The 14,654-nt window shown below is 65.3% G+C and carries 10 protein-coding genes and 1 pseudogene; 8 read left to right on the plus strand and 3 right to left on the minus strand.

Annotated elements, in window-relative coordinates; translation table 11 throughout:
• Window positions 1–84: 84 nt before the first annotated feature.
• Window positions 85–2,520, minus strand: a complete 2,436-nt coding sequence (locus A7D16_RS17600; protein WP_064634654.1) for a TonB-dependent receptor plug domain-containing protein — start codon at window positions 2,518–2,520, stop codon at window positions 85–87.
• A 238-nt stretch (window positions 2,521–2,758) separates the two neighbouring features.
• Here A7D16_RS17600 and A7D16_RS17605 point away from each other — a divergent pair, with 238 nt between their 5' ends.
• From A7D16_RS17605 to A7D16_RS17625, 5 genes are all read left to right on the plus strand, one after another.
• Window positions 2,759–3,232 carry a DUF3574 domain-containing protein gene (locus tag A7D16_RS17605; protein ID WP_064634563.1) on the plus strand — a complete coding sequence of 158 codons (474 nt, stop codon included), beginning with the start codon at window positions 2,759–2,761 and terminating at the stop codon, window positions 3,230–3,232.
• 166 nt (window positions 3,233–3,398) lie between these two features.
• On the plus strand, window positions 3,399–4,271 hold the full coding sequence (locus A7D16_RS17610; RefSeq protein WP_064634564.1) for an XAC2610-related protein: 873 nt from the start codon (window positions 3,399–3,401) through the stop codon (window positions 4,269–4,271).
• Between the two features lie 139 nt (window positions 4,272–4,410).
• Window positions 4,411–6,012, plus strand: a complete 1,602-nt coding sequence (locus A7D16_RS17615) for a SulP family inorganic anion transporter (protein ID WP_064634565.1) — start codon at window positions 4,411–4,413, stop codon at window positions 6,010–6,012.
• Window positions 6,009–7,178: a lysozyme inhibitor LprI family protein gene (locus tag A7D16_RS17620; protein ID WP_064634566.1), complete on the plus strand. Its 1,170-nt coding sequence runs from the start codon at window positions 6,009–6,011 to the stop codon at window positions 7,176–7,178. The genes A7D16_RS17615 and A7D16_RS17620 overlap by 4 nt, the downstream gene beginning before the upstream one ends.
• 259 nt (window positions 7,179–7,437) lie before the next feature.
• On the plus strand, window positions 7,438–8,253 hold the full coding sequence (locus tag A7D16_RS17625; RefSeq protein WP_064634655.1) for a DUF3014 domain-containing protein: 816 nt from the start codon (window positions 7,438–7,440) through the stop codon (window positions 8,251–8,253).
• Window positions 8,254–8,466: 213 nt separating this feature from the next.
• On the opposite strand, the gene A7D16_RS17630 is transcribed toward A7D16_RS17625, so the two are convergent.
• Together A7D16_RS17630 and A7D16_RS17635 are read right to left on the minus strand one after the other, a co-directional pair.
• Window positions 8,467–9,174 (minus strand): glutathione S-transferase, encoded by a 708-nt coding sequence (locus A7D16_RS17630; protein ID WP_064634567.1) that lies wholly within the window; start codon window positions 9,172–9,174, stop codon window positions 8,467–8,469.
• A 47-nt stretch (window positions 9,175–9,221) separates the two neighbouring features.
• Complete coding sequence (locus A7D16_RS17635) at window positions 9,222–9,530, minus strand: GIY-YIG nuclease family protein (protein WP_064634656.1); 309 nt, start codon at window positions 9,528–9,530, stop codon at window positions 9,222–9,224.
• 241 nt (window positions 9,531–9,771) lie between these two features.
• Between A7D16_RS17635 and ssuB the strand changes: the two are divergent.
• The 3 genes and pseudogenes from ssuB to A7D16_RS17650 form a co-directional block, all read left to right on the plus strand.
• Window positions 9,772–9,955 (plus strand): annotated as a pseudogene (ssuB, locus tag A7D16_RS21925) (aliphatic sulfonate ABC transporter ATP-binding protein); the annotation flags it as partial.
• A gap of 162 nt (window positions 9,956–10,117) precedes the next feature.
• Window positions 10,118–12,703: an ATP-dependent chaperone ClpB gene (gene clpB, locus A7D16_RS17645; RefSeq protein WP_064634569.1), complete on the plus strand. Its 2,586-nt coding sequence runs from the start codon at window positions 10,118–10,120 to the stop codon at window positions 12,701–12,703.
• 274 nt (window positions 12,704–12,977) lie between these two features.
• The gene (locus tag A7D16_RS17650; RefSeq protein WP_064634570.1) at window positions 12,978–14,264 is read left to right on the plus strand and encodes an O-acetylhomoserine aminocarboxypropyltransferase/cysteine synthase family protein; all 1,287 of its coding nucleotides are present in this window, start codon (window positions 12,978–12,980) and stop codon (window positions 14,262–14,264) included.
• Window positions 14,265–14,654: the final 390 nt, after the last annotated feature.

Consider the following 14,654-nt stretch of genomic DNA (forward strand, 5'->3'; position numbering starts at 1 on the left):
CGCTCCAAGGCACGCGCGCCAGTGGCGCGCAAGCCGTGCCTTCTCTCCCCGCAGGAGAGGGGCTTTGGAACGCTTCGCTGTTGCTCAGAACGAATACCGCACCCGCCCATACCAATACGCGCCATTACTGCCGATCGGCGACAGCACGTCGTAGGGCAGGTTGCCGAAGTAGGCGATATCGTCGATGGAGCGGTCCGAATAGTTGTCCAGGATGTTCTGCCCGCCGATGGCCAGCGTCCACTGCGTGCCCAAGTGATATTCGGCTTCCAGGTCCAGCTGCCATTCGGCGCCATAGGTCTGGCGCGGCACGAAGCCGCCGCCGAAATCGAACACGCGCGTCGCGCTGCCGTAGCGGTTGACGCGCGTCTGCAGGTTCCAGTGCTCGTTGCTCCAGTTGGCGGCAAGCGCGGCGCGCGTGCGCGGTGCGGCGTCGGTGAGCGTGTTGCTTTCTTCCACGCCGAACAGCACGTACTCCGGGTTCAAGGCGAGCAGCTGCGCCGGGGTGGCGATGATGTTTTCCAGTTCGGTCTTGGCGTAGCTGTAGGTGCCGGTGAGCAGCAGGTCGCCACCGAAGGCGTACTGGCGCCAGTTGGCGACCAGCTCGGCGCCGCGGGTACGGGTGTCGGCGGCGTTGAGGAAATAGCTGGCGCTCTGCACGCCGGTGACGCCGAAGTTCTGCTGCACGAAGCTGGTCAGCGCATCGCCTGTGATGTCCTCGGACAAGGCGATGCGGTCGTCGATATCGATCTGGAAGAAGTCCAATGACAGGTCGAAGTGATCGCCCAGCCTGCTGGTGAAGCCCAGGCTGTAATTGAGCGATTTTTCCGGCTTCAGGTCGGTGGCGCCGAGCCCGCGGGCAATGGGGTTGTTGACCGACAGCAGGCGACCCTGGGTGAGGCGGCCGGCGGCGTCGTAGCCGGTGGAGGTGGCTTCGTAGCCGATCTGGCTGAGCGAGGGCGCGCGTACGTTATTGGAGACCGCCCCGCGCAGCGCGAACGCCGGGGCGAACGCATACCGCGCCGCCAGCTTGCCGGTCCATTGGCTGCCGAAGTCCTGGTAATGCTCGTAGCGGCCAGCCAGGTCGGTGGAGAACTTGTCGCCAAACTGGCTGGACACGCTGGCGTAGGCGCTGGCCACGTTGCGCGACAGGTCGGCTTCGTCCTGGGGAGTGAGCCCGCCGCCGGCCTGCGAGCCGGTGGGGCGGTCGGTGAACGGGCCGGCGGCGTAGCTGGCCGGGTCGCCGGCATGGGTGCGGTATTGCTCGCGGCGGAACTCGGCGCCGGTGCCGAAGGTGTGGGTGGCGCCGGCGACATCGAAGACGCGGGTCAGATCGACGTTGCCCACGGTCTGTGCGAAAGCGAAATCGCCGGTCTTGAACGCAGTGGTGCTGCCCGGACCGAGCGATGCATTGAGCGAGTTGCGCAGCCGGTAGGTGAAGTCGTTGCGGCCGTAGTTGACGCTGGCGTCGTAGTCCCAGTTGCCCCACTGCCCACGGGCGCCGGCAACGATCTGCAGGTCGCGGTTTTCGCCTTCGGAAATCGGGCGGTAGCCGTTGGGGTAGATCTCGCGCCAGTTGGCGCTGCTATCGGGGTAACGGAAGTAATTGGCGCCTTCGGTGTCGCGCTGGTTGTAGGTGCCGAAGGCGTAGAACTCGCCGTTGGCGCTGAAGGGAATCTTGGTGTTGAGCCAGGCGTTCAGGCCCTTGGTGGCGCCATCGCCGAGTACGTAGTTGCGCCGGCCGGCCAGGGCCAGATTGGCCGGGGTCTGTTCTTCGAATGCGGGAATCTGGTCGAAGCCGGCGCGGTTGGTGGCTTCACGGTTCTTCAGCTCCAGGCCCACCTTGAAAAAGCCGCCGTCATCGCCCAGCAGCGAGCCGACCTTGGCGCTGGCATAGCTGGTCTGGCCGTCGGTGACGCGGCGGTTGATCGGCTCCACATCGGTGTTGTACGCACCGAAGCTGGCTTCCAGTTCGCCGCGCTCGGGGTTGTCGTCCAGGATCACGTTGATCACGCCGGCAATGGCGTCGGAGCCGTATTGCGCGCCGGCGCCGTCGCGCAGCACCTCAATGCGCTTGATCGCGTTGATCGGGATGGAATTGAAATCCACCGGCGTGGTGCCCTTGCCGATCTTGCTGTCGGTATTGACCAGCGCCGAGGTGTGACGGCGCTTGCCGTTGACCAGCACCAGGACCTGATCGGGCGAGAGTCCGCGCAATTGCGCGGCGCGGATGTGGTCGGCGCCGCCGGAGTTGGACTGGCGCGGGAAATTGAACGAGGGCAGCAGCGCCTGCAGCGCGCTGCCCAGTTCGCCATTGACCACGCCCGCCTTGCGGATGTCTTCGGCGGTAAGCACGTCCACCGGCACGGTCGATTCCAGCACGGTGCGGTCGCTGGCGCGGGTGCCGGTAACGATCACGGTGTCCAGGGTGGTGGCGCCGGGGTCGGCCTGCTGGGCCTGCGCGTTGGCGCTAAGCGCGGCGGCGATGGCCAGGCCGATAACCGAAAGGGTGGGGCGGGTCATGCTGGTCTCCTGCAACTGCGAACGACACGCGCCGCGCGGTTGGCATCCGGCCGGGCAGGGGCGCAAAGGGGTCGGATTGTCCACATTCATCCGGATAGAGAGATATTATCGCGTTGTTCAGGCCGGCGCGAGATGGCGCAGTGCGCGCACGCCGGCATGAGCTGATATCTGCCGTGCATGAGCCTGGGTCAGCCCGGTTCCTGCCCTGTCCTATCCCAGACCCGTTGTGGAGAAGTCGATGAAGTTGCTGCCGTCCTGCCTGCTTGCCGCCATGCTGGCGTTGTCTGCCTGCGCCACCACGCCCGGCGGCACGCCGACCTCGACCACAGCCAGCCTGCAGGGCGATGCGGCGCGGCCAGCGGCGGCGCGTGGGTGGGTGCGCAGCGAGCTGTATTTCGGCGTGGGCGAAGAAACCGGCCCGGCCGATCGCCCGCAGACCCGCACCATCGACGAAACCCAGTGGCGTGCGTTTCTGGACAAGGAAGTGACCCCGCGCTTTCCGGATGGGCTGACCGTGTTCGATGCCTACGGCCAGTGGTTGTTCCGTGGTGCCAAGGAGCCGAACCGGTTGGGTACCAAGGTGCTGGTGATCCTGCACGAAGACACCCCGCAGCGGCGTAACGATATCGAGGCGATCCGGCTGGCCTGGAAGCAGGCGACCGGACACCAGTCGGTGTTGTGGTCGCGGCAGGCGGTCGAGGTGTCGTTCTGAGCAGTGGTGTGGGCTTGACCACTGCCAGGCCGGTGCTTTCACCGAATCCGATGCTGTCGTCCGCTGCGATCTGCGGATGCTGCGCGTAACCCGCCTTTTGCGCGCATTGCGTGTGCAGACAACCCGCGTTCGCGACCACTTGCCCACCGTTTCGGGTCGAATCCGCATGCGCTTGACCTCTTTCCACTCTTTACCCCTGCGCAGCACACGCGCGCTGCTGTTTGCCGTGTTGGTCGGGCTGTCGTTCGCCGCCGCTGCAGACGACACGCGTGTGCGATTGACGCTGGATGCGAAGACGCAGGCGACCGCAACCCTGGTCGGCCAGCGCCTGCATGTGGTGCTGGCCCCAGGCGGTGCCGAGCAGTGGTTGGACGCAACTGTGGACGATGGCGAAGGCGGCGCGCAGCTGCGCAGCGATGACTACAATTTCGACGGGCACCCGGATCTTGCGGTGTCGGCGATGCTCGGCCAGGTCAACGAGGCGGTGCTGGTGTTTGTATTCGACCCGGCGCAACGCCGTTTTCGTGCGCTGACCGCGCCCACGCGCCCGGCGGTGCAGTGCGAGGGGTTTTTCAACCTGGTCACGGACACACGGCAGCGCAGCTTGATCAGTTCCTGCCGCAGCGGGCCGATGTGGTACGCAGATGTGTATCGCTACACGTCCGATGGGCGGTTGTATGTGGCCCGGACGCAGCAGCGGATCGAGTCGCCGCAGATCCAGTCGCTGCTGGACACGGGGAGCGACGATGGCATGCCGGTGTCGGTGTGGCCAACCTACGACCCGCGCGGCGTCAAGGTGGCCAGCGAGATCGGCACGACGCTGGAGGCACCGATGCCGGTGCAGTTGCACGTGCGGGTGGCCCGCCTGCCGTTGTACGCCACGCCTACGGCGACTGCCACCAAGCGCTATCTGGTGCGCGGCGATCGGGCCGATGCACTGGACGTCAGCGCGGATGGGGCGCGGCTGCAGGTGCGGTATCGCAGCGCCGGGCGCAGCGAGAGCGTGGGCTGGATCGATGTCGATGCGGCGATGAAGTAGCGCGTGGCAGCGTGACCGAGCCGTCTGCCAGCGGGCAGCCCGATGCCATCGCGCAACGACACGCTCTGATCCACCGCGCCGCTGTCGCGCCCGCGGTGCAGCGGCTACCATCGGCCGACCCCCACGCCTCCTGGTTCTCATGTCGGCTCCTTCTTCGCGTCCTGCGGCCTCGCCGCGCTGGTTCGTCGCTGGCGATCTCAATGGCTTCTTCGGCCTGGTGGTCGACAATCTTTCCATCCTCGGCTTCATCGCGATGGCCTTGGTCGGCATCTTCCAGTTCCCGTCCGAAGTGGTGTTCGGGCGCATGTTCCCGGGCACCGCGTTCGGCGTGCTGGTGGGCAATCTGCTCTATACCTTGATGGCGCGGCGGCTGGCCGCACGGACCGGGCGCGACGACGTCACCGCCATGCCGCTGGGTCTGGATGCGCCCACCAGCATCGGCATGGCGCTGCTGGTGCTCGGCCCGGCGTTTGCCGGTTTCAAGGCGCAGGGGCTGGACCCGCAGACGGCAGCGATCGCCACCTGGAAACTGGGCATGGCTGCGTTGGTGGTGATGGGCCTGCTCAAGCTGGTGCTGTCGTTCGTGGGCGAAGCAGTGACGCGCGCGCTGCCGCGTGCGGCCTTGCTCGGTTCGATCGCCGGCATCGCGCTGGTGCTGATGGGCCTGTTGCCGCTGCTGGAAACCCTGCGCTCGCCGGTGGCCGGCTTCGTCACCCTGGGCCTGTTGCTGTACGTGCTGCTGGCCAAGGGCCGCCTGCCGACCAAGTTGCCCGGTGTGCTGGTGGCGTTCGTGATCGGTACCGCGCTGTATTACGGGCTCGGCCTGGCCGGATTGGGTGCGCCCGGTTTTGCCGTGCCAGCGTGGAATCCGCCGCAAATCGTGCTGCCGCTGCCGAACCTGGGCTTTATTGAAGGCTTGCCGGCGACGGTGGCCTACCTGCCGTTGCTGTTGCCGTTCGGCTTGTTGATGGTGGTGGGCGGCATCAACGTCAGCGAAAGCGCGCGCGCAGCCGGCGACGATTACCGCACCCGCGACATCCTGCTGGTGGAGGCCCTGGCCACGCTGGTGGCCGGCGTCTGCGGCGGTGTGGCGCAGACCACGCCCTACATCGGCCAGCCTGCGTACAAGCACATGGGCGCGCGCTCCGGCTACACGCTGCTGACGGGGGTGTTCATCGGTATTGGTGGCATGCTCGGGGTGATCAGCGGGCTGGTGCAATGGCTACCGCTGGCAGTGCTGGCGCCGATCATTGTGTATGTCTCGATCGACATCACCACGCAGGCATTTCAGGCCACGCCCAAACAGCACGCCGGCGCGATGGTGCTGGGCTTTTTGCCGTCGGTTGCGTACCTGCTGACCATCAAGGCGCCGGGCTGGATCGCGCCAGAGCAACTGGTGGCGCTGACCACCAAGCTGGATGGCCATGGGCTGCCGGAGCTGGCAGTGATCTTCGCACTGGGCAATGGGTTCATCATCACCGCGATGCTGTGGATCGCCACGGTGACGGCGATGATCGATGGCCGGCTGCGACGCGGCGCAGTGTTCTTGCTGGTGGCGGCGGGGCTGACCCTGTTCGGTTTGATCCATTCGGTGGACCCGCGTGGCGGCATCTATCTGCCGTGGTCGCTGCAAGGCCTGGCGCGGGTGATCAGCTGGCAGTTCGTCGGCGCCTATGTGGCGCTGGCGGTGACCTTGCTGTTGTTGTCGCTGCTGCCGGCACGCAAGCAGGCAGTGCAATGAGTCATCGGGTGCATGCAGTTGGGCTGATGCTTGGCGGTGCGCTGGTGCTGAGCACCGGCGGTGCGTGGGCGGCCTCGTTCGACTGCAAGCAGGCGACGACGCCCGTTGAAAAACGGGTGTGCGCGGTGCCGGCGCTTGGTCTGCTGGACGAGCAGCTGGACGAGAGCTACCAGGCGTTGATGCATACCGCGCCACGCGCGACAGTGGCCAGCCTGCGCGAGCAACAGCGCGCCTGGCTGCGCCAGCGCAATGCCTGCGCGCAGGATGCCAAGCCGGACGAGTGCCTGCAGCGCAGCCTCACCACCAGGGCCGAGGTCCTGGCCAAGGCGCTCACGGCGCAGCAACAGACGCAGGACCGCATCGTCGCCCGCATCCCTGCAAGTCCTGCCGAGGCCGCGCGGCAGCTGCAGGGCTACGACACGCCGCTGGCATCGGCATGGCTGGCGTATCTGCATCAGTTCGTCCCTGCTGCCGGTGTGGAGGCCGCAGTGGCAACTGCGCGCTTCGACAGTGCGCGCAAGGCATTGCGCAAGGCCGACGATTTTGCGGCATCGTTGCTCGATGACGCTGCCGGCTCGCCAGCCACGCCACAGCAGGAGCGTGTATTGACCCTGCTACGCATGTGGATCGAGCGCGACAACAGCGATCACCGGCCTTACGTGCACTGCTTCATCTTCGCGGCGGTGGGCGAGCCGGCCTATGACGCATTCGGCCCTTTGTACGGCTCGACCCGCGACGGGTTTGCGCCGATCTGCGAACCGCCGGGCGGGCTATTCGCGCTGTCCAGCTGGAAGCAGCTGGACAAGGGGTTCGATTCCTTGATCGAGGCCTTGAGCAAGGACGCCGGCACCATGCGCTATGCCAGCTACGCCGAGTGGAAAATCATTGCGCTGCGCGCATCGGTGTCGCCGCTGCTGTATCTGCAGCCGGCCCTGCGCAAGCGCTACGGCAATGACCCGGACAAGGCAGTTGCGGCCTGGAGTGGCGATGACAGCCAGTGGCCAGCCGCAGACCGCAAGGCGGTGCGCACGCTGTTGCCCAAGGTGCGTGCGGACACGGCCGCGTGGCTGGTACGCGAAAAGCACTTGCCTGCAACACAGGCCGATCAAGCCGCAGCCGCAATCGTGGCGGCGTGGGTGAATGCGCGGTTGGGCTTCGACAATTGAGCGAGCCTGCAGTGCCGCTTCGTTTGAAGCGGCAGTGGTTCGTTACGGATGAGGTGAGCAGGCGGCGATACGGGCGCGTGAGGGCCGGATGTCCCCGCGCTGGTCAGCCGGCTTGTGCCGAATTGGCGCGTATTACTTGCCTAACGCCGTATTGGGTCGTCATGCGCGGTCAATGAATACGCTGCGGTGTCGCATCGATGGAACCACCGCACCATCTCATGGTCACACCGTGGATGTTGTCGATGTCAGGAGTTCCATGATGCAAACGAAGTCGTCGCGCTGGCCGTGGCTGTTGGCAGTGCCGCTGATTGCCGGCGCTGCCTGGTGGCTCTTCCGCGGGCCATCCGATCCACCTGGCGTAATGCCTGCGCCGATCAGCCGGACCGCAAGCGCGGTGGCTGCCGCTGTCGCTCCATCGCCGCCGCCGCCCGCCGAACCGCGCCACCCGGTGCAGACGTTATCGGCCGATGCCGCGGACGCTGCGATTCCTGCATTGGCACAGAGCGACGATGCCGCGTGGCAGGCGCTGCTGGCGCTGGTACGCCACGACGACGCGCTGTCGATCGTGCTGCGGACGCATCTGATCGAACGCGTGGTGGTGATGATCGATAACCTCACCCAGCCCAGCATCAGCCGTCGCGCGTCGGTACTGCAGCCGCTACCAGGCGAATTACAGGTCTCCAGCGCAGCTGATCGCAGCGTGATCGACCAGGCCAATGCAGCACGCTACGCGCCGTATGTCGCCGCATTTACCGGCGTGGACGCGCAGGCCATGGTGCGCAGCTATGTACGCTTCTACCCGTTGTTTCAGCAGGCGTATGCCAACCTGGGCGCGCCGGACCGTTACTTCAACGACCGCGTGATCGATGTGGTCGACCATCTGTTGCGGACGCCCGAGCCGGGCCAGCCCATCGCCGTGGTGCGCGATGCGCGTGGCCGTTATCTTTTCGTAGATCCGGCGCTGGAGTCTGCATCGGTCGGGCAAAAAGCGCTGCTGCGATTGGGGCCAAGCCAGGCCGCGGCCGTGAAGGCGCAGTTGCAGCGCATTCGCACGGCGTTGTTGCAGGGCCGGTGAGGCGGGTGTTTTCGAGCGATGGCCATGATGAAGGCCGCACGTGTGTGCGGCCTTGGATGTTGGATGTCTGGAAGCGCAGGGGCGTGGCCAACATCGCGTGCAGTTCACGGCAGCACCCAATGTGCGGCAAGAACGATTCGCAACCTAGACCCTGGCGACCGTAGTCCCGCAAAGGACCAATCGAGGCGTATCGTCTGAGGCCGGCCGCGCTGCTCAGGCCGCATCCAACTCCGGATAGTGGCGAAAAATACCGTTGGTGTTGAACGCCACCCGGCGCTCCGATGCCAGATACGCTGCGATCCGCGGGCGCTCGGCCACGCGCTGCTGCAAGGCCTTCAATCCTGGCACGTCCTTCGATAGCGTCGCCATGCGTTTGGGGAACATGTAGTCCAATCCGCTGACCAGCTGAAACAGCGAAAGGTCCACATACGAATGCGTGCCAAGGACATGCGTGCCGCCGGCCTGTTGCAGCACCTGCTCGAAATAACCCAGAAATTTGGGCAGGCGGTTGTCGCGCAGATCCTGCGCACGTTTGGCCGCTTCGGCCTGTTGGTCTTCGTAATACAGGCCAGTGGCGATCGGGTGATGGGCGTCGTGCACTTCGGCCACCAGGTCGGCAATGGTCAGTTGCAACTGCAGTGCCTGCAAACGTGATGCTTCGTCATCGGGTACCAGCCGCAATTGCGGGCCGATGAAGTGCAGGATCGCTGCGACCTGCGCGACCACCACATCGCCCGCACGCAAAAACGGCGGCGCGAACGGCTGCGCGCCAGCGTGCTGGCCTTCCAGAAACGTGTTCATTGCCTCGTCGCCGTCAACGCGCGCCACGTCGGTGTAGCTGGCGCCTGCATATTCCAGTGCCAGGCGCACAAACTCGCCGCGGCCTTGCAGGCCGGTCCAGTAATAGAGCTGATGATGCATGCGCTGCTCCGGTCGCCCAATGGCGTCACAGCATAGAAAGCGGGCGGCTAGGCGGGCGTGATCGGGGTGTCAGCAGGGTGTGACCCGGCGCTGCATGGCGGCTGCGCCAGCAACCATGCCAGCTTGCGTGCACGCGGCTGGCGCTTGAGTACGCACTCCGCACGCGAGGCGCTGGCGCGGTCCGGGTAGGGGTGGCTCGCCAGGATATGCAGCGGCGGATTGGCCCGCGTGTAGCGTGCACCGGTGCCACGCAGATGCGCCTGGAAACGCCGTTCCAGATCGTTGGTGATCCCGGCGTAATAGCTGCCGTTCCGGCACTGCAGCAGATAGAGGTACCAGGGGTTGGGCGCATCCATCCGTGCATTATCGCCGTGTGTGCCATGCTTGTGCAGCGCGCCGTGGAGAGCGCGCATAGGCAGCCATTGCATGCGATGCAAGTCGCGATCGACTAACCACCTGAACACTGGGTGTTTGATGCTCGTGTCGCTGGTAAACGGCATGCCGTATCGCCAGTGGCGCTTGAGCCGGCTTCGCGGTCAACGCCCGATTGCATAGCGTGCAGTGCGGCCGAGTGACCGCATCGCGACCTGCCACCTACGTCGGCGCGTGGCGCTGGCCCGCGCGTTGGTGCATCGGCCGCGGCTGTTGCTGCTGGACGAACCGTTTGGGGGCGCTGGATGCATTGACCCGTATCGAAATGCAGCAGCTGATCGTGCAGCTCTGGCGGCAGCATGGCTTCACCCTGGTGCTGGTCACCCACGATGTCGCCGAGGCGTCAGCGCGGCCGAAAGCGTCTGCGCGCACCGCCTTCGTAACGCTTGCTGGGGCGGCACTGGCGTGTCCGCTGCCCGGCTTCGGCACCGGTAAGCCTTGAAACCCCGCTCGGCAACCGCATCTGCACGGTATCGCCGGCGTCGCCGGCCACCTGTTCAGAGGATTTCCCATGCGGATGGACAAGCTCACCTCGCGGTTCCAGCAGGCGCTGGCCGACGCGCAGTCGCTGGCTGTGGGCCGCGACCACAACATCATCGAACCGGTGCACGTGCTGGCGGCGCTGCTCGAGCAGAGCGGCGGCAGCACGCGCCCGCTGCTGTCGCAGGCCGGCGTCAACGTGCCGCTGCTGCGCGAGCGTCTTGGCGAGGCGCTGGACACGCTGCCCAAGGTCTCCGGGCAGGAAGGCAACCTGTCGATCGGCAACGATCTCAATCGCCTGCTCAACCAGACCGACAAGCTGGCCCAGCAACATGGCGATGCCTTCATCGCCAGCGAATGGTTCGTGCTGGCCGCCGCCGACGATGCCAGCCCGCTGGGCGTAGCGTTGCGCGCGGCCGGTGGCGACAAGAAGAAGATCGAAGCGGCTATCGACAGGCTGCGCGGCGGCGAAACCGTGCAATCGGAAAACGCCGAGGAACAGCGCCAGGCGCTGGAAAAATACACCATCGACCTGACCGCGCGTGCGGAGAGCGGCAAGCTCGATCCGGTGATCGGCCGCGACGAAGAAATCCGCCGCACCATTCAAGTGTTGCAGCGCCGCACCAAGAACAACCCGGTGCTGATCGGCGAACCCGGTGTGGGCAAGACCGCCATTGTCGAAGGCCTGGCCCAGCGCATCATCAATGGCGAAGTGCCCGAAGGCCTGCGCGGCAAGCGCGTGCTGTCGCTGGACATGGGTGCGCTGATTGCCGGTGCCAAATTCCGTGGCGAATTCGAAGAACGCCTGAAGGCGGTGCTCAGCGACCTGTCCAAGAACGAAGGCCAGATCATCCTGTTCATCGATGAGCTGCACACCATGGTGGGCGCAGGCAAAGCCGATGGTGCGATGGATGCCGGCAACATGCTCAAGCCGGCGCTGGCGCGCGGCGAGCTGCATTGCATCGGCGCCACCACGCTGGACGAATACCGCAAATACATCGAAAAGGACGCGGCGCTGGAGCGGCGTTTCCAGAAAGTGTTCGTGGGCGAGCCGACGGTGGAAGACACCATCGCCATCCTGCGTGGCCTCAAAGAGCGCTACGCCGTGCACCACGGGGTCGAAATCACCGACCCGGCGATCGTGGCGGCGGCCACGCTGTCCAACCGCTACATCACCGACCGCCAGCTGCCGGACAAGGCCATCGACTTGATGGACGAAGCCGCATCGCGCATCCGCATGGAGATCGACTCCAAGCCGGAAGAGCTCGATCGCCTGGAGCGCCGCCTGATCCAGCTCAAGATCCAGCGCGAGATGCTGAAGAAGGAAAAGGACGACGCCTCGCGTCAGCGTCTGGCCGATCTGGAAACCGATATCGACAAGCTCGAACGCGAGTTCTACGACCTCAACGAATTGTGGAAGTCGGAAAAAGCCGCGCTGCAGGGCACCACCAAGGTCAAGGAGCAGATCGAGCACGCCAAGCTGGAGCTGGAAGCCGCACAACGGCGCCAGGACTACGCCAAGATGAGCGAGATCCAGTACGGCGTGCTGCCGCAGCTGGAAAAGCAGATGGCGCTGGCCAACGAGGTCGAACATCACGACTTCAAGCTGGTGCAGGACCGCGTCACGGCCGAAGAAATTGCCGAAGTGGTGTCGCGCTGGACCGGCATTCCGGTCAACAAGATGCTCGAGGGCGAGCGCGACAAGTTGTTGCGCATGGAAGACGAGCTGCACCAGCGCGTGGTTGGCCAGAACGAGGCCATCAAGGTCGTCTCCGACGCGGTGCGCCGCTCGCGTGCGGGCCTGTCCGATCCCAATCGCCCGAGTGGCTCGTTCCTGTTCCTGGGGCCGACCGGCGTGGGCAAGACCGAGTTGTGCAAGGCGCTGGCGGACTTCCTGTTCGACAGCACCGAAGCGATGATCCGCATCGACATGAGCGAGTTCATGGAAAAGCACTCGGTGTCGCGCTTGATCGGTGCGCCTCCGGGCTATGTGGGCTATGAAGAGGGCGGCTACCTCACTGAAGCGGTGCGCCGTCGCCCGTATTCGCTGATCCTGCTGGACGAGGTGGAAAAGGCGCATGCCGATGTCTTCAACATCCTGCTGCAGGTGCTCGACGATGGCCGCCTCACCGATGGCCAGGGCCGCACGGTGGACTTCCGCAATACCGTGATCGTGATGACCTCCAACCTGGGCTCGCACCAGATCCAGGAGCTGTCCGGCGACGGCAGCGCCGAGGCCTATACGCAGATGAAGGCGGCGGTGATGGGCGTGGTGCAGGCGCACTTCCGCCCGGAGTTCATCAACCGGCTGGACGACATCGTGGTGTTCCACCCGCTGGACAAGGCGCAGATCAAGTCGATCGCGCGCATCCAGCTGCATGGGTTGGAAAAGCGCCTGGCCGAGCGCGGCCTCAAGCTGGACCTGGACGATGCGGCGCTGGAGTTGCTCGGCAATGTCGGCTTCGACCCCGTCTACGGCGCCCGCCCGCTCAAGCGTGCGATCCAGTCGCAGGTGGAAAACCCGCTGGCCCAGCAGATCCTGTCGGGGCAGTACCTCAGTGGCGACACCGTGCGTGTGCGTGCACAGGGTGGCCGGTTGGAGTTCGGCAAGGGCTGATCAAACGGCTCGATGGGCTCTGTGGCACGTCCTTGACCAGGGCGTGCCGCAGCAGCTTGCGGCGCTCCGCCCGCTGCCTGCCTCGTGGCCCCGGAGCATGGCGTTTGCTTGCTAAAAGGTACATATGCGAATCGTGCGTTTGGTTCCACCGCGGACGCAAAGCACCGACAAGCCGACCAGGCAACGCTTTGGCATGAGCTGATAACGCGCGGTTAGCACGCTGCTTGCGCGTCTTCGCTATCGTCGCTGCTTCCGTCCGATAGCGAGCCGTGCCATGACCGATCCGCAGTGGAAGCCCGAAACCATCGCCGTACACGGGGGGTATCGTCCCGACCCGACCACGCGCGCGGTGGCGGTGCCGATCTACCAGACCGTTGCCTACGCCTTCGACAATACCCAGCATGGCGCGGACCTGTTCGACCTGAAGGTGCCCGGCAACATCTACAGCCGCATCATGAATCCGACCAACGATGTGCTGGAACAGCGTGTCGCCGCGCTGGAAGGCGGCATCGGCGCGTTGGCGCTGGCGTCGGGGCAGGCGGCAGTGACCTATGCGATCCAGACCATCGCCGAGGTGGGCGACAACATCGTGTCCTCCAGTGCGTTGTATGGCGGCACCTACAATCTGTTCGCGCATACGCTGCCGCAGTTCGGCATCAGCACGCGCTTTGCCGATTACCGCGACCCGCAAGCGTTCGCCGGGTTGATCGACGAACGCACCAAGGCAGTGTTCGTCGAGTCGATCGGCAACCCGCGAGGCAACATCACCGATATCGAAGCGGTGGCGGCCGTGGCGCATGCGCACGGCGTGCCGCTGATCGTGGACAACACCGTGGCCACGCCGTCGCTGCTGCGGCCGATCGACTTCGGTGCCGACATCGTGGTGCATTCGCTGACCAAGTATTTAGGCGGGCACGGCAACAGCATCGGTGGGGCGATCGTGGACAGCGGGCGCTTTCCGTGGGCGGCGCACAAGGCGCGTTTTCCGCGCCTCAACGAGCCGGATGTGAGCTATCACGGCGTGGTCTATACCGAAGCGTTGGGCGAGGCAGCGTATATCGGGCGTGCGCGGGTGGTGCCGCTGCGTAATACTGGTGCGGCGCTGTCGCCGTTCAATGCGTTTCTGATCTTGCAAGGTATCGAAACATTGCCGCTGCGCATGGAGCGCATCAACGCCAATACCTTGGCCATTGCAAGCTATCTACAGCACCACGCACGCGTTGCCTGGGTCAACTATGCCGCGCTGCCGGATCACCCCGAGCATGCGCTGGCGCAGAAATATCTGGGCGGCCACGGCTCCGGCGTGCTCACCTTTGGCTTGCCCGGCGGGCGTGCGGCCGGGGCGCGTTTTCTGGACGCCCTGCAGTTGTTTACGCGGCTGGTGAATATCGGCGATGCCAAATCGCTGGCGACGCACCCGGCGTCCACCACGCATCGGCAGCTGGGCCCGGCCGAACTGGAACATGCAGGGGTGAGCGAGGACACTGTGCGGCTGTCGATCGGCATCGAGCACATCGATGACTTGCTGGCGGATCTGGAGCAGGCGCTGCAGGGGGCGTGAGGTTTATCGCCCCTCTCCTGCGGGAGATGAGTTGGGGTGAGGGTACGGAGCGGCGACGCCTACTCCCATTTGCTGGGTCGAGTTCAGCGTTGCCATTTGGCTAACACGTGTACGCACTGTCTTCAGACATGGCCTGTGGCTTCGCCCCGTACCCTCATCCGCCCCTTCGGGGCACCTTCTCCCGATGGGAGAAGGGCAGCTTGAGCCCCTCTCCCTGCGGGAGATGAGTTGGGGTGAGGGTACGGAGCGGCGACGCCTACTCCCAGTTGCTGGGTCGAGTTCAGCGATGCCAATTGGCTAACACGTGTACGCACTGTCTTCAGACATGGCCTGTGGCTTCGCCCCGTACCCTCATCCGCCCCTTCGGGGCACCTTCTCCCGATGGGAGAA

The organism is Xanthomonas nasturtii (genome assembly GCF_001660815.1).
GTDB lineage: Bacteria > Pseudomonadota > Gammaproteobacteria > Xanthomonadales > Xanthomonadaceae > Xanthomonas > Xanthomonas nasturtii.

What these genes read in the sequence shown, in the direction of transcription:
- A7D16_RS17600 (WP_064634654.1), bottom strand. Translation starts at nt 2,520, where the DNA reads ATGACCCGCCCCACCCTTTCGGTTATCGGCCTGGCCATCGCCGCCGCG.
- A7D16_RS17605 (WP_064634563.1), top strand. Translation starts at nt 2,759, where the DNA reads ATGAAGTTGCTGCCGTCCTGCCTGCTTGCCGCCATGCTGGCGTTGTCT.
- A7D16_RS17610 (WP_064634564.1), top strand. Translation starts at nt 3,399, where the DNA reads ATGCGCTTGACCTCTTTCCACTCTTTACCCCTGCGCAGCACACGCGCG.
- A7D16_RS17615 (WP_064634565.1), top strand. Translation starts at nt 4,411, where the DNA reads ATGTCGGCTCCTTCTTCGCGTCCTGCGGCCTCGCCGCGCTGGTTCGTC.
- A7D16_RS17620 (WP_064634566.1), top strand. Translation starts at nt 6,009, where the DNA reads ATGAGTCATCGGGTGCATGCAGTTGGGCTGATGCTTGGCGGTGCGCTG.
- A7D16_RS17625 (WP_064634655.1), top strand. Translation starts at nt 7,438, where the DNA reads ATGCAAACGAAGTCGTCGCGCTGGCCGTGGCTGTTGGCAGTGCCGCTG.
- A7D16_RS17630 (WP_064634567.1), bottom strand. Translation starts at nt 9,174, where the DNA reads ATGCATCATCAGCTCTATTACTGGACCGGCCTGCAAGGCCGCGGCGAG.
- A7D16_RS17635 (WP_064634656.1), bottom strand. Translation starts at nt 9,530, where the DNA reads ATGGATGCGCCCAACCCCTGGTACCTCTATCTGCTGCAGTGCCGGAAC.
- clpB (WP_064634569.1), top strand. Translation starts at nt 10,118, where the DNA reads ATGCGGATGGACAAGCTCACCTCGCGGTTCCAGCAGGCGCTGGCCGAC.
- A7D16_RS17650 (WP_064634570.1), top strand. Translation starts at nt 12,978, where the DNA reads ATGACCGATCCGCAGTGGAAGCCCGAAACCATCGCCGTACACGGGGGG.